This is a genomic window from Lysobacter ciconiae (assembly GCF_015209725.1).
GTDB lineage: Bacteria > Pseudomonadota > Gammaproteobacteria > Xanthomonadales > Xanthomonadaceae > Novilysobacter > Novilysobacter ciconiae.
Genome location: NZ_CP063656.1, coordinates 263118 through 282562, shown reverse-complemented (window position 1 = coordinate 282562; position 19445 = coordinate 263118). Strand labels below are relative to the sequence as shown.

The 19445-nt window shown below is 69.1% G+C and carries 15 protein-coding genes; 6 read left to right on the top strand and 9 right to left on the bottom strand.

Annotated elements, in window-relative coordinates:
* The first annotated feature begins 82 nt into the window (after positions 1-82).
* Complete coding sequence (locus INQ41_RS01245; RefSeq protein ID WP_193985530.1) at positions 83-3547, top strand: hybrid sensor histidine kinase/response regulator; 3465 nt, start codon at positions 83-85, stop codon at positions 3545-3547.
* 9 nt (positions 3548-3556) lie between these two features.
* On the opposite strand, the gene INQ41_RS01240 is transcribed toward INQ41_RS01245, so the two are convergent.
* Positions 3557-4222 (bottom strand): response regulator transcription factor, encoded by a 666-nt coding sequence (locus INQ41_RS01240; RefSeq protein ID WP_193985528.1) that lies wholly within the window; start codon positions 4220-4222, stop codon positions 3557-3559.
* A 77-nt stretch (positions 4223-4299) separates the two neighbouring features.
* Positions 4300-6249 (bottom strand): acetate--CoA ligase, encoded by a 1950-nt coding sequence (gene acs, locus INQ41_RS01235; protein WP_193987140.1) that lies wholly within the window; start codon positions 6247-6249, stop codon positions 4300-4302.
* A 180-nt stretch (positions 6250-6429) separates the two neighbouring features.
* Here acs and INQ41_RS01230 point away from each other — a divergent pair, with 180 nt between their 5' ends.
* Positions 6430-7836: a DcaP family trimeric outer membrane transporter gene (locus tag INQ41_RS01230; RefSeq protein WP_193985527.1), complete on the top strand. Its 1407-nt coding sequence runs from the start codon at positions 6430-6432 to the stop codon at positions 7834-7836.
* 411 nt (positions 7837-8247) lie between these two features.
* Here INQ41_RS01230 and INQ41_RS01225 read toward each other — a convergent pair whose 3' ends face one another.
* The 5 genes from INQ41_RS01225 to INQ41_RS01205 form a co-directional block, all read right to left on the bottom strand.
* Entirely contained in the window at positions 8248-8691 is a 444-nt protein-coding gene (locus tag INQ41_RS01225) for a universal stress protein (protein WP_193985525.1), read from the bottom strand.
* Positions 8692-8736: 45 nt separating this feature from the next.
* The gene (locus tag INQ41_RS01220; RefSeq protein ID WP_193987139.1) at positions 8737-10395 is read right to left on the bottom strand and encodes a cation acetate symporter; all 1659 of its coding nucleotides are present in this window, start codon (positions 10393-10395) and stop codon (positions 8737-8739) included.
* A gap of 8 nt (positions 10396-10403) precedes the next feature.
* Positions 10404-10715 carry a DUF485 domain-containing protein gene (locus INQ41_RS01215; RefSeq protein WP_193985523.1) on the bottom strand — a complete coding sequence of 104 codons (312 nt, stop codon included), beginning with the start codon at positions 10713-10715 and terminating at the stop codon, positions 10404-10406.
* A 126-nt stretch (positions 10716-10841) separates the two neighbouring features.
* Positions 10842-11153, bottom strand: a complete 312-nt coding sequence (locus INQ41_RS01210) for an EF-hand domain-containing protein (protein ID WP_193987138.1) — start codon at positions 11151-11153, stop codon at positions 10842-10844.
* A 65-nt stretch (positions 11154-11218) separates the two neighbouring features.
* Positions 11219-12403 (bottom strand): DesA family fatty acid desaturase, encoded by a 1185-nt coding sequence (locus INQ41_RS01205; RefSeq protein ID WP_193985521.1) that lies wholly within the window; start codon positions 12401-12403, stop codon positions 11219-11221.
* Positions 12404-12621: 218 nt separating this feature from the next.
* Between INQ41_RS01205 and mutM the strand changes: the two genes are divergently transcribed.
* From mutM to INQ41_RS01190, 3 genes are all read left to right on the top strand, one after another.
* Positions 12622-13434 (top strand): bifunctional DNA-formamidopyrimidine glycosylase/DNA-(apurinic or apyrimidinic site) lyase, encoded by an 813-nt coding sequence (gene mutM / locus INQ41_RS01200; RefSeq protein WP_193985520.1) that lies wholly within the window; start codon positions 12622-12624, stop codon positions 13432-13434.
* Positions 13435-13520: 86 nt separating this feature from the next.
* Positions 13521-14093, top strand: a complete 573-nt coding sequence (locus tag INQ41_RS01195; protein ID WP_193985518.1) for an ECF-type sigma factor — start codon at positions 13521-13523, stop codon at positions 14091-14093.
* A 68-nt stretch (positions 14094-14161) separates the two neighbouring features.
* Entirely contained in the window at positions 14162-16072 is a 1911-nt protein-coding gene (locus INQ41_RS01190) for a serine/threonine-protein kinase (protein WP_193985516.1), read from the top strand.
* On the opposite strand, the gene INQ41_RS01185 is transcribed toward INQ41_RS01190, so the two are convergent.
* Together INQ41_RS01185 and INQ41_RS01180 are read right to left on the bottom strand one after the other, a co-directional pair.
* Complete coding sequence (locus INQ41_RS01185; RefSeq protein ID WP_193985514.1) at positions 15970-16605, bottom strand: thymidine kinase; 636 nt, start codon at positions 16603-16605, stop codon at positions 15970-15972. The genes INQ41_RS01190 and INQ41_RS01185 overlap by 103 nt on opposite strands.
* Before the next feature lie 17 nt (positions 16606-16622).
* Entirely contained in the window at positions 16623-17345 is a 723-nt protein-coding gene (locus tag INQ41_RS01180; protein ID WP_193985512.1) for a sel1 repeat family protein, read from the bottom strand.
* Positions 17346-17451: 106 nt separating this feature from the next.
* Between INQ41_RS01180 and INQ41_RS01175 the strand changes: the two genes are divergently transcribed.
* A complete protein-coding gene (locus INQ41_RS01175) occupies positions 17452-19431 on the top strand; it encodes a UvrD-helicase domain-containing protein (RefSeq protein ID WP_193985510.1) in 1980 nt (659 codons plus the stop codon).
* Positions 19432-19445: the final 14 nt, after the last annotated feature.

Genomic DNA, 19445 nt, shown 5'->3' with positions numbered 1-19445 from the left:
GTTCGACGGCCCTGGTTTGACGGCCCTGGTTCGACGGCCGTGGTTTGACGGTCCTGGCTCGGCGGTCTGGAGGCGCGCTCGGGTGATTCCTGGCTGGATCCTGTTACTGGTGTCGGTGTCCTACGTGGGCATGCTGTTCCTGGTCGCCTACTACGGCGACCGCAGGCAGCACGCGCCGACCCGGGCGTGGCTGCGCCCGGCCGTTTATGCCCTCGCGCTGGCGGTGTACTGCTCGTCGTGGACGTTCTACGGCGCGGTCGGAACGGCGGCGCGCACCGGCCTGGGATTCCTGCCGATCTACCTGGGGCCGTTGCTGCTGCTGATGTTCGGCTGGCGCCTGCTGGAACGGCTGGTGCTGATCTCCGACGAGCAGCGGATCACCTCGATCGCCGACTTCCTCTCCTCACGTTACGGCCGCGCGCCGGGACTGGCGGCGATGGTCTCGCTGCTGGCGCTGATCGCCGCGATTCCGTATGTGGCGCTGCAGTTCAAGGCGGTCGCCGACAGCATCCAGGTGTTGGCCGGCGTCCCGGCCAGCGCGAGCCTGCTGGCCGATCCGGCGCTGTATACCGCGCTGTTGCTGGCGGTGTTCTCGATCCTGTTCGGCACCCGCCAGATCGACGCCACCGAGCACCACCGCGGCATGGTGCTGGCGATCGCGCTGGAGTCGCTGGTCAAGCTGGTCGCTTTCGTAGCCATCGGTGTGTTCGCGCTCATGCACCTGCCCGGCATCGGCGGTTTCGGCGACCGTATCGTCCAGGCCGCCGATGAGGTGACCCGGCCCGGCCTGCCGGTCGGCTTCGTCGCCCAGACGCTGCTCGCGTTCACCGCGCTGGTCTGCCTGCCGCGGCAGTTCCACGTCGCCGTGGTGGAGTGCCAGAACGTCGGGGACCTGCGCATGGCGCGCTGGTTCTTCGGCGGCTACCTGGTGATCATCAGCGCGATGGTGGTGCCCATCACGCTGGCCGGGCAGGCGGTGCTGGGTGGCAGCGGCATCTCCCCCGACACCTACGTGCTCGCCCTGCCGCTGGCGCTGGACCAGAGTGCGCTGGCGCTGGTGGTCTACATCGGCGGCTTCTCGGCCGCGACCGGGATGGTGATCGTCACCAGCGTGGCGTTGGCGACGATGGTCAGCAACGACCTGATCGTCCCGGCCTTGCTGCGCACCGGGGCGCTGCGCCGGACCGGGCCGGGCATCGAGCAGCGCGTGCTGTGGGTGCGCCGGGCGACGATCCTTGCCCTGGCGCTGATGGCCTACGCCTACGCGCGCGGTTCCGGCGGCAGTGGGCTGGCGCAACACGGCCTGCTCGCCTTTGCCGCGGTCGCCCAGTTCGCGCCGGCGCTGATCGGAGGCCTGTACTGGCGCGGGGCCAGCCGGGCGGGCGCGCTGGCCGGCATCGGCGCCGGCGGCGCGCTGTGGATCTACACGCTTATGTTGCCCAGCCTCGCCCACGGCGGCTGGATCAATGCGCAATGGGTGGATGTGGGCCCGTTCGGGATCACCTGGCTGCAGCCCGAGCAGCTGTTCGGCCTGGTCGGCTGGGACCCGCTGACCCACGGCGTGTTCTGGTCGCTGCTGTTCAACGTCAGTGCGTTCGTCTACCTGTCGGTGCGCAGCCGGCCGCGCCTGAACGAGCAGTTGCGGGCGGCGCCGTTCCTGGATCCGTACGCGCAGCGGCCGCCGCTTAGTCCCGGCGGCTGGGCCGGCAGCGTGCGCGGCGGCGACCTGCTGGCGCTGGCCGAACGCATCGTCGGCGAGCGTCGTGCCCGGCGCGCGTTCGAGGACTACGCCCGCCAGCAGGGCCAACCGTGGAAGGGCGATCGCCCGGCCGACCGCGCATTGGCCCAGTTCACCGAGCGCCTGCTCGCCGCGGCGATCGGCTCGGCCTCGGCGCGGTTGACCCTGACCACGGCCCTGCGCGGCTCGGGCATGGAGCTGGGCGAGGTGGTCGCCTTGTTGGACGAGGCCAACCAGGAACTGCGCTTCAACCGCCAGATACTCGCCACGACGCTGGAGAACATCAGCCAGGGCGTCAGCGTGGTCGACGCGCGGATGCGGCTGGTGGCCTGGAACCGGCGCTACCAGGAGCTGTTCGACTACCCCGACGGCATGCTCTATGTCGGTCGGCCGGTCGCCGACCTGCTGCGCTGGAACGCCGAGCGCGGCGAGATGGGACCGGGCGACGTGGACGAGCAGGTACAACGGCGGCTGGACCACCTCAACGCGGGCGCGCCTCACGTATTTGAGCGCGTGCGCGACAGTGGCCAGGTGATCGAGCTGCACGGACGGCCGCTGGATGGCGGCGGTTACGTGACCAGCTACAGCGACATCACCGAGTACAAACGCGTGGAGCAGGCGCTGCGCGAATCCAACGAGACCCTGGAGCAGCGCGTCGAGCTGCGCACGCGTGAGGCTGAGGACGCCCAGCAATCGCGGACCCGGTTCCTGGCCGCGGTCAGCCACGACCTGCTGCAACCGCTGAATGCCGCGCGGCTGTTCACCTCGGCCTTGCGCGAGAGCGAGGAGCCGGCCGAGCAGGCGCGTCTGGCCGAGCGGGTGGATGTCTCGCTGCGCGCGGCGGAAGACCTGCTGGACGGCTTGCTGGACATCTCGCGCCTGGACGCCGGCGTGCTGCGCCCGGAGATCGCGGACTTCGACGTCAACGAGCTGTTGCGCGAGCTCTCCCACCAGCACTCGGCCGTCGCCGCCAGCCGTGGCCTGCAACTGCGCGTGCGCGCGCCCGCCGCTCCCCTGATGGTCCACACCGACCGCCGCCTGCTGCGTCGGGCATTGCAGAATTTCTTAGCCAACGCGTTGCGCTACACCCGCACCGGCGGCGTGCTGATCGCCGCGCGCATGCGCGACGGCGCGGTGGAACTGCAGGTCTGGGACACCGGGCCGGGCATCTCGCCGCACCACCTGGAGCAGATCTTCGACGAGTTCCGCCGCTTCGATCATCCCGGCCGCGGTGAGCGCGGCCTCGGCCTGGGCCTGTCGATCTGCCAGCGCATCGCGCGCACGCTGGATCATCCATTGCGTGTTCGCGCGCGGGTCGGCGGCGGCAGCGTGTTCTCCATCACCGTGCCGCTGGGCCAGCCGCATACGACCGACAGTGATGCGCCCACCGAGCGGATCGCGGACGCCGCCGACTCGCTGGCCGGGCTGCGAGTGCTGTGCATCGACAACGACCGCGAGATCCTCGACGGCATGCGCGCGCTGCTGAGCCGCTGGAACGCCATCACCCTGACCGCCGCATCCGCGGACGGGGCGATCGCGCTGCTCGACGCGCTGCCCGTTGCCGACACCCCGGACGTGGCCTTGGTCGACTACCACCTGCACGACCGCCTCGACGGCCTGGGCATCATCGACCTGCTGCGCGAGCGCCTGGGCGACGGGCTGCCGGCCGCGCTGCTGACCGGGGACGGCAGCGACGCGCTCAAGCATGCGGCCCGGACGCACCGCTGCCTGGTACTGACCAAGCCGATCAAACCGGCGTCCTTGCGCGCGTTCCTGGCGGCGCAGCCGCGCATCCTCGCCAATCCGTAAGCGCGGCCGCTAATCCTCGTCGGGCGGCAACGCGATACTGCCCGGGTCCAGCGCCAGCCGACCGGCGATCAATACCGCCTGGGTGCGGTTGTTGGCGCCCAGCTTGCGCAGGATCGCGGTGACGTGCGCCTTGATGGTCGCCTCCGAGACGCCCAGTTCGTAGCCGACCTGCTTGTTGAGCAGGCCCGAGCCGATCATCTGCAGCACCCGGAACTGCTGAGGGGTGAGATCGCGCAGGCGGCGGGCGGCGTCGCGCTCCTCCGCGTTGGCCGCCGGCGCATTGAAGGCGGCCGGCGGCGCCCAGCGATCGCCGTCAAGCACCGCGGTGATCGCCTCGGCCAGGGTCGCGGCATCGGCGGACTTGGGGATGAAGCCGACCGCCCCGTGGTCCAGCGCACGGCGCATCACCGCGGGTTCCTCGCGCGCGGAGACCACCACGACCGGCAGCTGCGGATGGATCGAGCGCAGGTGCACCAACGCGCTGAAGCCCTGCGCGCCGGGCATGTTGAGATCCAGCAGCAGCAGGTCGGCATCGGGCTCCGCATCGACCAGCGTGTAGAGCGCGTCGACACTGTCCGCCTCGTGCAGGCTCGCGCCCGGCATCACCCGCGCGACCACCCCGCGCAGGGCCTCGCGGAACAGCGGGTGATCATCGGCGATCAGCAGGGTGGGCATCGGCGGACTCCGCCTTTCCCGGTCCGTAAAGGCCGGGCCGGGAAAGGATGTCGTGACGGCAGGCGGATGGCCGTCGGTCACTCGGGGATGTAACGCTCCTTGACCAGCGAATCCACCACCGAAGGATCGGCCAGGGTGCTGGTGTCGCCCAGCTGGTCGGGCGCGTTCTCGGCGATCTTGCGCAGGATCCGCCGCATGATCTTGCCAGAGCGGGTCTTGGGCAGGCCGGGCGCCCACTGCAGGTGGTCGATGGAGGCGATGGGACCGATCTCGGCGCGCACGTGGCGGATCAGCTCGACCCGCAGCTCATCGCTGGCGACCTCGCCGGCGATCAGGGTCACATAGACGTAGATGCCCTGGCCCTTCAGGTCATGCGGGAAGCCGACCACCGCGGCCTCGGCAACCTTGTCGTGCGAGACCAGCGCGCTCTCCACCTCGGCGGTACCGATGCGGTGGCCGCTGACGTTGATCACGTCGTCCACGCGGCCGGTGATCCAGTAGTCGCCGTCGGCATCGCGCCGGCAGCCGTCACCGGTGAAGTAGGTGCCCGGGTAGGTCTTGAAATAGGTGTCGATGAAGCGCTGGTGATCGCCGTAGATGCTGCGCGACTGGCTCGGCCAGGAGTCGGTGATCACCAGGTTGCCCGAGCCCTCGCCTTCGATGAAGTTGCCGTTGGTGTCGACAATCGCGGGCTTGACGCCGAAGAACGGGTTGGTCGCGCAGCCGGGCTTGAGGTCGGTCGCGCCGGGCAGCGGCGAGATCAGGATGCCGCCGTTCTCGGTCTGCCACCAGGTGTCGACGATCGGGCAGCGGCCCTCGCCGACCACGTCGTGGTACCAGCGCCAGGCCTCTGGGTTGATCGGCTCGCCGACGCTGCCCAGCAGGCGCAGGGACTTGCGCGAGGTCGCCTTCACCGGCCCCTCGCCTTCGCGCATCAGCGCGCGGATCGCGGTCGGCGCGGTGTAGAACGTGGTCACCTCGTGCTTGTCGACCACCTGCCAGAAGCGCGACATGTCGGGGTAGTTGGGCACGCCCTCGAAGATCAGCGAGGTCGCGCCATTGGCCAGCGGGCCGTAGACGATGTAGCTGTGGCCGGTGACCCAGCCGACGTCGGCGGTGCACCAGTACACGTCGTCCTCGCGCAGGTCGAAGATGGTCTCGTGGGTGTAGCTGACATAGACCAGGTAGCCGCCGGTCGTGTGCAGCACGCCCTTGGGCTTGCCGGTGCTGCCGGAGGTGTAGAGGATGAACAGCGGGTCCTCCGCGTTCATGCGTTCCGGCTCGCAGGCCTCCGGCTGCCCGTCGACCACGGCGTCGTACCAGCGGTCGCGCGGCATCTGCATGTCGACCGCAGCGCCGGTGTGGCGCACCACCAGCACGGTTTCCACGGTGTTGGTGCCGGGCAGCTTGAGCGCCGCATCGACGTTGACCTTCAGCTTCACCTTGCGGCCACCGCGCAGGCCCTCGTCGGCGGTGATGATCAACTTGCTGCCGCTGTCGGAGACCCGGTCGGCGATCGAGTTGGCCGCAAAACCGCCAAACACCACCATGTGTACCGCGCCGATGCGCGCGCACGCGAGCATGGCGATTGCCGCCTCGGGGATCATCGGCAGGTAGATGGTGACCCGGTCGCCCTTGCCGATGCCCAGCGCGCGCAATGCATTGGCCAGCTTGCACACGCGGCGGTGCAACTCGCGGTAGCTGATGCGCTCGGCCGGCGTGTCGGGGCTGTCGGGCTCGAAGATGAGCGCGGTCTTGTCACCGCGGCTCTCCAGGTGCCGGTCCAGGCAGTTCACGCTGACGTTGAGCTCGCCGTCCTCGTACCAGCGGATGCGGAAGTCGGCCAGGTCGAAGCTGGTGTTCTTGATCTTCGTGGGCGTCTTCATCCACTCCAGGCGCTCGGCCACGCCGGCCCAGAACCCGTCCGGATCGTCCAGCGACTGCTTGTACAGGGCCTGATACTGCTCCCGATTGACGCGCGTGTTGACAGCGAAATCGGCCGGCACTGGGTAGATGTCCCGGGGCATGTTCATGGGCGTGGCCTCCTGAGCGGTTTGTCCCTGTCGAGTGTGCCGCATCCGGTCACGGCGCGGTTTAGACCTTGGTCTAGGCACGCGTGAATGCGCACGTTTTACGCATACCCTCCAAAACAGGTGGCCGGCAGCCCGTCGGCAACCCGTCACCTGGCGGAAGCCGTGGAGGGAAACATGCCCCGATCCAACCGCGCCGGCACCACCGGCGCATCGACGCAATGGCGTCGCCGGCCACTGGCGGCCGCGCTGCTGGTTGCGCTGCTCGCGCCCGGCGTGGCGCTGGCGCAGACCGACCGCGAGCAGGCACTGGAGGCCCGCGTGGCCGAGCTGGAGCGGCTGGTCGAGCAGATGCTGGCGCAGCAGTCGCTCGCCGATGCCGACACCACCAGGCAGGGCACGATGCCGGTGCCGGCAAGCCAACCGGTTGCCGCCGCGCTGCCGGCCAAGCCAGCCCAGACCGCTCCCATCCAGACCACCACGATCACCCCGCAGGCCAACCCCGGCACCCGCTTCACCGTCGGCGGCATGATTCGCGTCGACGCGATGTCGACCAGCACCAGCGACGGCGAAATCGCCAAGAGCACCGCCGGCCGCGATTTCTACGTGCCGGGCGCCATCCCGGTCGGCGGCGATGGCGGCGACGCCTACCTCGACAGCCACGTCAAATTCTCGCGCCTGTGGTTCGACGCGAGCACCGAGCTGGATTCGGGCGACAAGCTGGGCGCGCGCTTCGAGCTGGATTTCTTCGGCGGCTCGCTGGGCAACACGGCGGCGACCAACACCTATGGCGCCACCATCCGCCACGCCTACCTGACCTGGAACCGGCTGCTGGTCGGCCAGACCTGGTCCAACTTCATGGACACCGCGGCCCTGCTCGACTCGGTCGACTTCGTCGGCCCCACCGATGCGGTGGTGTTCGTGCGCCAGCCGCAGATCCGCTACACCAGCGGACCCTTCAGCGTGTCGCTGGAAAACCCCGAAACGACGGTGCAGCCCTTTGGCGGCGGTCCGCGCGTGATCAGCGGCGACAACAGCGTGCCCGACCTGGTCGCCCGCTACACCGGCAAGGGCGATTGGGGCCACTTCAGCGTGGCCGGCATGGCGCGGCAGCTCAAGCACGAGCCCGTCGCCGGCAGCGCCGAGAGCAGCACCGGCTTCGCCGCCAGCGTCAGCGGACTGGTCAAACTCGGCGACAGCACCGACTTGCGTTACCAGGTCACCGGCGGAGAAGGTTTCGGGCGTTACATAGGCCTGGCCACCGTGCAACAGGATGCGATGGTCGACGCCAGCGGCAACCTCGACGCGCTCGGCGGCTGGGCGGCGTATGCAGGTCTGCGCCATGCCTTCAGCCCGCAGCTTCGCGGCAACCTCTACTACGCGCGCTCGCAGTGGGACAACCGGACCGACCTGACTGGCCTCGGGGTCACCCGGCGGGTGCATTCGGCGCACGCCAACCTGATCTGGTCGCCGGTGCCCAAGCTCGATCTGGGCATCGAGGCGATCTGGGGTGAGCGCACGCTGGAGTCCGGTACGGACGGCGAGCTGGTCCGCCTGCACACCCTGGCCCGCTACACCTTCTGAACCTGGCGGCTGAGCTGCTGGAGTGCACGAGCGGCCGGACCCACGCGACTGGGTCCGGTTTCAGTGAGCCGGAACGTCGCGACGGACTGCGGCGATGCCGGGGACGGGTGGGCCTGCCGTTGAGGGCGAATGTCCCCCGGCGACAGCCTTCGGCCGTCGCCTCCTCCTTTATTTCGCCCTCAACGGCAATCCCACCCGTCTTGCGGGGTACGCCGCGGCCGTGGTGAAAGCCCGACTTTCAGCGGATGGAGGTCCCCACCCGCCGAGCCCGTCGTGGTCGGGAGGTCTTCGCAGCGAAGTAAAGGGAGGAGGGTTCCGCCGGCAGGCGGAGGCCGGGGGACATGAGCAGCGAAGACCTCCCGGCCGCGGCGGGGCCCCTCACGGTCCAACGGTCCCGCCTCCCGCAAACCCTCAGCGCACCACCAGCACCGGAATGTTGCTGTGGGCAATTACCGCATTCGTCTGGCTGCCGATCAGCAACCGGTTCAAACCGCGGCGCCCATGGCTCGCCATGACGATCAGGTCCGCATCAATCCCGGCGGCGGTTTCCAGGATCGCATCGGCCGGGTAGCGCTCGGCGACGTAGACCGACTCATAGCGCACACCAAGCTGGTCGGCGCGCGCCGCGGCGGCCGCCAGCACCTCGTTGGCCTGGTTGGTGACGTGGGTCCGGTACTCCTGCAGCATGCTCGCCGAGCCGCCCCACACCACCCCCGCGTCCGCCGGTGTCCAGCGCTCGGACGCGGTGACGATGGTCACCTGCGCGCCCAATGCCGCCGCCAGCTCCAGGCCCTGCTCCAGTCCCTTGCCCGCCAGCTCCGAACCGTCGGTCGCAATCACTATGTGCTTGTACATGGCGTCATCGCTCCTGTGTCTGTGGACCGAGGGTAGCCCCCCGCGTCAGTGGTCGCTTGCCGAGGAGGCGCCGATGCCCGTCTCGCTGCGCACGCGCAGCGCATCGAAGGCGGCGCGTTCGCGATCCGCGCGCGGGCTGCGGTCCAGCACCGAGAACAGCCAGATCGCGATGAACGCCAGCGGGATCGACAGGATGCCGGGGTTCGGGAAGGGCACGATCGGCTCCGCGAAGCCGAACACGTCCACCCACACGGTCTTGCTCAGGGTCACCCACGCCGTCGCCACCACCAGCCCGATGAAGCCGCCGATCGTCGCACCCATCGTCGTGCACCCACGCCAGGCGATCGACAGCACCAGCACCGGGAAGTTGGCACTGGCCGCGATGGCGAAGGCCAGGCCGACCATGAAGGCCACGTTCTGGTTCTCGAACACAATGCCCAGCAGGATCGCGATCACGCCCAGGGTCACCGTGGAGATGCGCGAGATCTTCATCTGCTGCTTCTCCGTCGCCCGGCCGCGGGCAAACACGTTGGCGTACAGGTCATGCGAGATCGCCGCCGCACCGGCCAGGGTCAGCCCGGCCACCACCGCCACGATGGTGGCGAAGGTCACCGCCGCCAGGAAGCCCAGCAACAGGCTGCCACCGACTGCGTTGGCCAGGTGCACCGCCACCATGTTGGTACCGCCGACCAGTCCGTTGATGATGTCGATGCTGCCGTCGGGATTGGCGGTGAAGTACTCCGGGTGCTGGTACAACAGGGCGATGCCGCCGAAACCGATGATGAAGGTCAGCAGGTAGAAGTAGCCGATGAACGAGCTGGCGTAGATCACCGAGCGGCGCGCTTCCTTCGCGTTGGGCACGGTGAAGAAGCGCATCAGGATGTGCGGCAGCCCGGCGGTGCCGAAGGCCAGCGCGAGTCCCAGCGAGAGCGCGTTGAGCGGGTTGGCACTGACCTGTGAGCCCGGGGCCATGATCGCGAGCCCGTTGGGGTGGATGCGCACCGCCTCGGCCAGCATCGCGTCGGGATTGAAGCTGAAGGCCTTCAGCACCAGGAACGCCATCAGCGTGGCGCCGATCAGCATCAGCACCGCCTTGATGATCTGCACCCAGGTGGTCGCGGTCATGCCGCCGAACGCCACGTACATGATCATCAGCACGCCGACGATGGACACCGCCAGTTCGTAGCGGATGCCGAACAGCAGCACGATGAGTTTGCCGGCGCCGACCATCTGCGCGATCAGGTACAGCGCGATCACCAGCAAGGACGCGCTCGCCGCCAGCACGCGCAGCGGCGTTTCCGACAGCCGGTAGGAGGTCACGTCGGCGAAGTTGTAGCGACCCAGGTTGCGCAGCCGCTCGGCGATCAGGAACATCACCACCGGCCAGCCGAACAGGAAGCCGATCGCGTAGATCATGCCGTCAAAGCCACTGACGTAGACCATGCCGGCGATGCCCAGGAACGACGCCGCCGACAGGTAATCCCCCGCGATCGCCAGGCCGTTCTGGAAGCCGGTGATGCCGCCGCCGGCGGTGTAGAAATCCGAGGTGGTCTTGGTGCGCTTGGCCGCCCACCAGGTAATGAACATCGTGGCGACGATGAACACCAGGAACATGACGATCGCCGAGGTGTTGGCCTGCCCCTTGGTTGCCGCGAAGGCGGGCACCGGCAGCAGGACCGCGACGGCCGCGGCGCACGGCGCGATGGCGGCCCTCACTTCACGTCCCTCACGATGGCGTCGATCAGCGGGTCGTAGTGCTTGTTGGAGATGTGCACAAAGGCGGAAATCATCACCACCGCGCTGATCGCGACGATGATCGCGGTAAGCACGCCCACGCTCATCGTGAAACCGGGCCCGATCGGCCGGGCGAACACGTCAGGCCAATAGGCCAAGGTCAGGATGAAGCCGGCATACACCACCAGCATCAGCAGGAAAAACCACAGGCTGGTGCGTCCGCGCCTGCGCGTCAGTTCCTCGTACTTGGGGTGAGCGAGCACCCGTTCGATCACGTTGTTCGCCTGCATCGCACGTCCTCCCAAGTGATGGCCGCACCCCTGAGCGGGGTGGTTGCCATCGAAATGTAGGAGGTACCCGCCGGAGCGGACACACGACCTTGGTAGTAGACGCCTGCGGGCGTCGGGTCGCGACGCCTATTGCGGCGGTGCGGCCAATTCCTTGGCGCTGAGGAAACCGTCGCGGTTGGCGTCCTGCCGGCGGAAACGCGCGGTCAGGCGCGCGAGGTGCTCGCTGCGGGTGATCGCCTTGCCCGTCCCGCCCGGCTGCTCGGCCGGGTCGAGCACGCCATCGCCGTTGGCATCCATGGCATCGAACGCGTAGCTCATCCAGGCCAGGTACTCCTCCAGCGAGACCCGGCCATCGCCGTCGACGTCCATGCGCTGCAGGTAATCACCGGTGGTCTCGACCCTGGCCTGCGCGGACGCCGGGCTCGATAGCCACGCCATCGCGGCCAGTCCCGTCGCCAGCAACGGGACCGCCAAAGCGCGCAGCCGATGACGGCCCGCGGCGGTCACGCCTGCGCCGGTACCAGGGTGTAGCCCTTCAGGCGCGCGGAGAACTGCTGCAGCGCATGATTGCCGGTGGCCTCGGCCTCCACGCACCAGTCGTGCAGCTTCTGCAGCGTGGCCTGCGCGTCGTTGGAGCGCTCGTCGAGCACCTGCTGCAGGCGCTGGCGATACTCGGCCAGCGTCGCCATGTGCGGACGGTCCGCCAGCCAGGCCTGCAGGCGGGCGCGCTTCTCGTCGTCCAGCCAGCGGCCGCCGTCGGCCAGGCCCTTGCGCAGCTTGCGCGGCAGTTTCTCGTCATTGGCCCGCAACGCCGGCAGGGTGACCTTGCGGTAATAGTCGGTCATCGCCTGGAAGCGGATCGCCAGCAGGGCCTTGAGTGTTTCGCGGTCCGGCATGCTGATGTTGGGCCGCACGTCCAGCGTCGGCGCGACCCGCAGCACTTTGGCCAGGCCAACGCGCTGCAGCGCCTGGATCACCGTCCAGCCGATGTCGAACTCGAACTTGCGCAGCGCGAACTTGGCCGAGCTGGGGAACGCATGGTGGTTGTTGTGCAGCTCCTCACCGCCGATCCAGAACGCCCACGGCGTGATGTTGGTCGCCTTGTCGGTGGTCTCGAAGTTGCGGTAGCCCCACCAGTGGCCGATGCCGTTGACCACGCCCGCGGCCCAGAACGGGATCCACAGCATCTGGATCGCCCAGACCGCCACGCCGGCAAACCCGAACAAGCCGAAGTTGATGAACAGCAGCAGGGTCGGGCCGAGGGTCGCATGCGGGGTGTACACATGGCGCTCGATCCAGTCGTCCGGGCAGCCCTTGCCGTACTTCTCGATCGACGCGCGGTCGCTGCGGGCCTCGCGGTAAAGCTCCACGCCGCGCCAGAACACGTTGCCGATGCCCTTGGTCAGCGGACTGTGCGGGTCCTCCTCGGTCTCGCAGGTGGCGTGGTGCTTGCGGTGGATCGCCACCCACTCGCGGGTGATCATCGACGTGGTCAGCCAGGTCCAGAAACGGAAGAAGTGGTTGATCGCCGGGTGGAATTCAACGCCGCGATGGGTCATCGAGCGGTGCAGGTACAGGGTGACGGCAAAGATCGTCAACTGGGTGACCACCAGCACGTAGACCGCGAGCGCACCCCAACTGGGTTGCAGCACGCCACCGGCGAGGAAGTCGAGCAAAGAAGCGGGCATTTCATGACTCCGGGGAAGGGCGCCGGGCGCGTGCCCGGATCAATCCAGCGAGGTTTGCACGCCGGAACCATTGATGATGACACGCCAGTGCACAACTGTGCATCGGGACCATTCAGCTGAATCCGCGGGCGCCGCGATGCGCCCCCGCGCCACCGTGAACCGTTCAGCGCAGCGACGGTCCGGGCGCTCCGAAGTCCGGCGCGCCGTAGACTGTGCGCATGCCCGAGCTGCCCGAAGTCGAGACCACCCGCGCCGCCCTCGCCCCCCACCTCACCGGCCGCACGGTCATCGCCGCGACCCTGCGTCGGACCGACCTGCGGTGGCCGATCGCAGCGGAAATCAGCACGCTGCTGCCCCGCCAGCGGATCCTCGGGGTGCGTCGCCGGGCGAAGTACCTCCTGCTGGATACGGCCGTGGGCAGCGCGCTGCTGCACCTGGGCATGTCCGGCAGCCTTCGGGTGATCCCGGCGCACACGCCGCCGCGCCCGCACGACCACGTCGACCTGCTCCTGGACAACGAGCGCGTGCTGCGGATGCACGACCCGCGCCGTTTCGGCAGCGTGTTGTGGCAGGCACCCGGCAGCGTCCATCCCCTGCTGGCGTCGCTCGGGCCGGAGCCGCTGTCGGACGCGTTCACCGGCGACTATCTGTACGCCCTGGGCCGCGGACGCCGCGCCCCGGTGAAGGCCTTCCTGATGGACCAGGCGGTGGTGGTCGGGGTCGGCAACATCTACGCCGCCGAGGCCCTGTTCGCGGCCGGGATCTCGCCGTTGCGGGCCGCCGGGCGAATCTCGCGCGAGCGCTACCGCCTGCTGGCCGGGGAAATCCGCCGCGTCCTGGAGGCCGCCATCGCGCAGGGGGGCACGACGCTGCGCGACTTCATCAGTCCCGACGGCAACACCGGCTATTTCGTCCAGCAGCTGTCGGTCTATGGCCAGGGCGGCGCACCATGCCCGAGCTGTGGCCGTGCACTGAAACAGGCGTCGATCGGCCAGCGCACCAGCGTGTGGTGCAGCAACTGCCAACGCTGAACCTGCCGCGGCCGCGGCTGCTTGTACTATTTCCGTGACATGTGTCACAACGCGCTATATTCAACGTCACAAGGAAGGGACGTGCTATGGCTGACAGCGGCGATATTACCCAGCTTCTGCAAGCGGCCCGTGGGGGCGGTCGCGGGGCACTCGACGAGGTGCTTTCCGCGCTCTACCACGAGCTGCACGGCATGGCCCGGCGCCAGTTGGCGGAGCAGCGCGGCCAGACCCTCAACGCCACCGCGCTCGTCCATGAGGCCTATCTGAAACTCTGGGGCAAGCGCGAAGCCCAGTTTGACGATCGCGCGCACTTCTTCGCCTACGCGGCCACGGCGATGCGCTCGGTAGTGGTCGACTACGCCCGGCAACGGCTGGCGCAGAAACGCGGCGGCGACCTGCACCGGGTAACCGACCTGCCCGAAGACCTGGAAGGCGGCTTGCGCCTGGATGACGACATGCTCGCGCTGGACGTGGCCCTGACCCGACTGGGACAGGTCGACCCGAAACTGGCGCAGCTGGTCGAGCTGCGCTATTTCGGTGGACTCTCGGAGCCGGAAATCTCCGCGGTGATGGACCGCTCCGAGCGCAGCATCCGGCGCGACTGGCAGAAGGCACGGGTGTTCCTGCTGGCATCGCTGCGCGACGCGCCGCAAGCCTGAGCAGCTGACTCGCCCGGGGCGCGACGCACAACACGGAAGGACGCATGGACCCAGCACGCTGGCAACGGATGTCCCCCCTCCTCGACGAGCTGTTCGGGCTGGACCCGGGCGCCCGCGAGCGCCGCCTGCACAGGGTGCGCGCCGAGGACCCGGGACTGGCCGACGAGCTGGCGGCGCTGATCGCGCTGGACGAGGACGAGAGCTTCCTCGCCGAGCCGGCGCTCAAGCCCAGCCAGCTGGTGATGCCCGGGCGCCAGGTCGGGCCGTACCGGCTGGAGCACCTCCTCGGCGAAGGCGGGATGGGGCAGGTCTGGCTCGCCTCGCGCGCCGACGGGCTCTACCAGCGCCGCGTGGGCCTGAAACTGCTGCGTCCGGGCCTGGTGGACACCAACCTGCGCCTGCGCTTCAGCCGCGAGCGGCAGATCCTCGCCCGGCTGGCCCACCCGCACATCGCCCGCCTGCTCGATGCCGGCATCAGCAGCGAAGGCCTGCCCTACCTGGCGCTGGAATACATCGACGGCATACCGATCACCGACTACTGCCGCGAGCACGACACCCCGCTGGCCACGCGCCTGCACATGTTCGAGCAGGTCTGCGCGGCGGTCAGCCACGCCCACGCCAACCTGATCGTCCACCGCGACCTGAAGCCCTCCAACATCCTGGTGACGCCCGGCGGCGACGTCCGCCTGCTCGATTTCGGCATCGCCAAACTCCTCGACAGCGACAACGGCCCGGAGCGCACCCGAACCGATGCGCGCGCCTTCACCCTGCACTACGCCGCCCCCGAGCAGATCCTCGGCGAGCCGGTCACCACCATGACCGACGTCTATTCGCTGGGCGTGGTGCTGTACGAATTGCTGGTCGATGCCAAGCCCTACCGCCCCGTGCGCGGCAGCGACGCGGCATGGGAGGAATCCATCCTGATGCACGACCCGGTGCGGCCGTCGCAGGCGCTGCTGCAACCCGTCGGCGCGACCGTCCCGGAGCCGGCGCACGACCCGCTGGCCTTGCGCCGGCGCGCGCGGCTGCTGGCCGGGGATCTGGACAACATCGTCCTCAAGGCGCTGTCCAAACCGCCGGAGCAGCGCTATCCCTCGGTGGAGGCGCTGGCGCAGGACCTGTTGCGCTACGCCAGCGGCCGGCCGGTGCGCGCACGGGCGCAGAGCTGGCGCTACCGGATGGGCAAGTTCGTCGGCCGACACCGCTGGCCGCTGGCGACCGGCACGCTGACCACCGCGCTGCTCACGGTCGCGTTGCTGATGGGCATGGTCCAGTCCCGCCAGGCCGTCGCGGAAGCGGCGCGCGCGCAGGCCATCCAGGCGTTCATGATCGGGGTGCTGGAGAGCGCCGGGGATACCCGCGACGGTCAACCGATGGACATGCGCACCCTGCTGATGACCGCCGTGGCGCGCGGCGAGCGCGAGCTGGCCGACCAGCCGGTCGCCTTGGCCGAGGTGCTCGGCGTGGTCGCCGGCCTGCACATCGGGTTGGGCGAGCCTGAGCAGGCGCGGCGTCTGCTGGACCGCCAGGCACGCCTGCTGGCCGACGTGGACCCTGTTCCGGAACAACTGCGCCTGGACTCGCTGATCCAGCGCGGCCGGGTGGCGGAGCTGCTTGGCGATCCGGCCGGGTGCATCCAGGTGATGCGGCCGGGACTGCCACGCATCGCCCAGCATCCGCTGTCATCGCCGCTGCCGACCGCGGCGTTCCGGGCGCAGCTCTCGCGCTGCCGGGTCGCCCGTGCCCGCCTCCAGCGCTCCGAACCCATCTTCGAGCGCGTCGGGGCGATCCACGCGAGCGACGGTATACCGGTTGGGCAGGTGGACGCCCTGCAGCGGCTGACCACCCTTCTGCACGGACCCGCGGCTGAGCCGTGTCAGTCGCTCGCCGGCGGCAGGGACAGCGGCGGCTGCATCGGGTCGATCGACCCCTCGCCGCGGACCACCTTCTTGTATTCGGCGCGCGATACCGACAGGTAGCGCTCGTTGCCGCCGATCTCGACCTGGGGTCCGTCGCGCACCGCGCGGCCCTGCGCATCCACGCGCACGGTCATCGTCGCCTTGCTGCCGCTGTGGCAGATCGTCTTGATCTCGCTGATCTCATCCGCCCAAGCCAGCAGGTATTGGCTGCCCTCGAACAGCTCGCCGCGGAAGTCCGTGCGCAGGCCGTAGCACAACACCGGGATACCGAACGCGTCCACCACCTCGCTCAGCTGCCAGACCTGCGGCTTGTGCAGGAACTGAGCCTCGTCCACCAGCACGCAGTGCAACTCGCCGTGTGCGGCGATGTCGGTGGCGACCAACGACTGCAGGTCCTGCTCGGGAGTGAACGTGGTCGCCGCAGCGCTCAGTCCGATACGCGAGGCCACCGTGCCGCTGCCGGCGCGGCTGTCCAGCTGCGGCGCCAGGATCAGCACCCGCATCCCGCGCTCGCGGTAGTTGTGCGCCGATTGCAGCAGGTTGGTGGTCTTGCCGGCGTTCATCGCCGAATAGTAGAAATAGAGCTTCGCCATGCCGGCATTTTAGGCGATCAGGACCCGGGTTCCCGCCTGGGCAGCACCTCGGTTTCGCCCACGTTGACCGTGCCCACGCGCGGATTCATCCAGATGCTGTCCTGCCACGCGGCGTACTGCTTCGGATCCCAGTAGCGCTCGTCGTGGAATTGGGAGCCGTCGATGTTGATCGACTCCCCGGCCGGACCGGTGGTGACGATTTTCAGCGAGCCGACGAAGCCGGTGCGGCTGCCGGTGACCTGGCTGCGCGCGCGGCGCAGCACCGCCGCCATCCGCGGCTGGGCGACTGCATCGCCGTAGCGCGCGTAGACCGCCTGGCCTTCGGCCACCGCGCGATCACGCTCGGCCTGGTCCAGCTGCTCCCAGTACTGCTCGCGGAAGCGGAGGAAACCGCGGTAGCCGCGCTCGGCGGCCAGGTCCATCCACGCGTAGGCCAGTGGCCGGTCCACCTCGGTGCCGCGGCCCTGCCAGAGCATCTCGCCGACCATCGCCTGCGAGGCCTTGTCGGCGTAGAGGCTGGCGCGACGGAAGTACGCCAGCGCGTCCTGCAGGCGGCCGTGGTCGAGCGCCTTCTGGCCCTCGATGCGGTAGTTCAGGTCGGGGTGGCCGGCCAGGAAGCCCGCTGAAAGCATCACCGGATCGTCCAGCGGATCCTCCGCCGGCGGCGCCGCGGCGGCGGTGAAAGCAAGGGCAAACAGACAGGGCGCGAGCAGCGCGCGAAACAGCAGCCGAGGGAGCATCCGTGATCCTTGAGCCATGACAGCCGGTGAGAGAAGCCGACAAAGGTAGTCGTCGGCGGGGCCGGGGTAAACTGCCCGGCCGCTCCATCGCGTGACTGCAGTCCCCATGCACGGCCTCAACCCTCCCCAACGCGCCGCCGTCGAACACGTCGAAGGCCCCCTGCTGGTGCTCGCCGGTGCCGGCAGCGGCAAGACCCGCGTGATCGTGGAGAAGATCGCCCACCTGATCGCATCCGGCCGCATGCCGGCCCGGCGCATCGCGGCGATCACCTTCACTAACAAGTCGGCCAAGGAGATGCGCGAACGCGTCGCCAAGCGCATCCGCGGCGACGGCGCCGACGGCCTGACGATCTCCACCTTCCACGCGCTGGGCCTGCGCTTTTTGCAGATCGAACACGCCAAGCTCGGCCTGCGCCGCGGCTTCTCGATCTTCGACAGCGACGACAGCGGCGCGCAGATCAAGGACCTGCTGGGTGTGGGCACCAAGCCGGACGTGCTGGACGGCATGCGCAACCTGATCTCGCGCGCCAAGAACGCCGGCCTGTCGCCCGAGCAGGCGATGGCCGAAGCCCGCAGCGCGCGCGAAGTGGAGGCGGCCACCGTCTACGCGCTCTACCAGGCGCGCCTGACCACGTTCAATGCGGTCGACTTCGATGACCTGATCCGCCTGCCGGTGCAGTTGCTGGAGTCCGACGAGGAGTGCGCGCTGGCCTGGCGCGAGCGCATTGGCTACCTGCTGGTGGACGAGTGCCAGGACACCAACGACGCCCAGTACCGGCTGCTCAAGTCGCTGGCCGGGCCGAGCGGGCTGTTCACCGTGGTGGGCGATGACGACCAGTCCATCTACGCCTGGCGCGGCGCCAATCCCGACAACCTGCTGTCGCTGGAGACCGATTACCCGAGCCTGCGGGTGATCAAGCTGGAGCAGAACTACCGCTGCTCCAACCGCGTGCTGCGCGCGGCCAACGCGCTGATCGCCAACAACCCGCACACCCACCTCAAGACGCTGTGGAGCGAGCAGGCCGACGGCGAGCGCATCCGCATCTGGGAATGCCGCGACAGTGCGCATGAGGCGGAAAAGGTCGCCGCCGAGATCCAGTTCACCGCCACCGCCCGGCAGACGCCGTGGAGCGATTTCTGCATCCTGTTCCGCGGCAATTTCCAGTCGCGCGCGCTGGAGAAGGCGCTGCAGCAGGTCGGCGTGCCCTACCACCTGACCGGCGGCACCGCCTTCCTGGAGCGCGGCGAGGTCAAGGACGCGATGTCCTGGCTGCGCCTGATCGCCAATCCCGACGACGATGCCGCGTTCCTGCGTGCGGTGACCTCACCCAAGCGCGAGGTCGGCGCGACCACGCTGGCGCGACTGGCCGAACTGGCCCAGCGTGCCGGCATGCCGATGTCGCGCGCCGCCGAGTCGGTCGGCGCGCTGCAGCAGCTGCCGCCGCGTGCCGGCAATGCGCTGAACACCTTTGTCGGCATCGTCCGCGGCCTGCGCGAGGACGCACGCAAGCTGCCGCCGTCCGAACTGGTGCGCGTGCTGGCGGAGAAGTCCGGCCTGCTGCTGGCGATCCGCGCCCAGTGCAAGGACGAGGCGTCCTTCCAGCGCCGCAAGGCCAACCTGGAGGAACTCGCCGACTGGTTTGACGGCGGCAAGGGGGCCGGCCCGGGCGAGCTGGCCGCGCAGCTGACGCTGCTCTCGCACGCCGACAAGGGCGAGGCCGGCAACCAGGTGCGCCTGATGAGCCTGCACGGCGCCAAGGGCCTGGAATTCCGCTACGTGTTCATCGTCGGCGTCGAGGACGGCACGCTGCCGCACGATGCCGCCCTGGATGAAGGCAGCCTCGAGGAGGAGCGCCGGCTGCTGTACGTCGGCATCACCCGGGCCAAGGAACGGCTGTGGCTGTCGTACTCGAAGAAGGCGCAGAAGTGGGGCGACACGATCCGCCTCAAGCCGAGCCGCTTCTTGGACGAGCTGCCCATCGCCGAGATCCAGCGCGACGGCGCCGATCCGATTGCCGACGCGGCGCACAAGCAGGAGCGCGCGGCGGCCGGACTGGCGGCGATCAGGGCATTGCTGGACAGCTGAGCCGGGCGCGACGG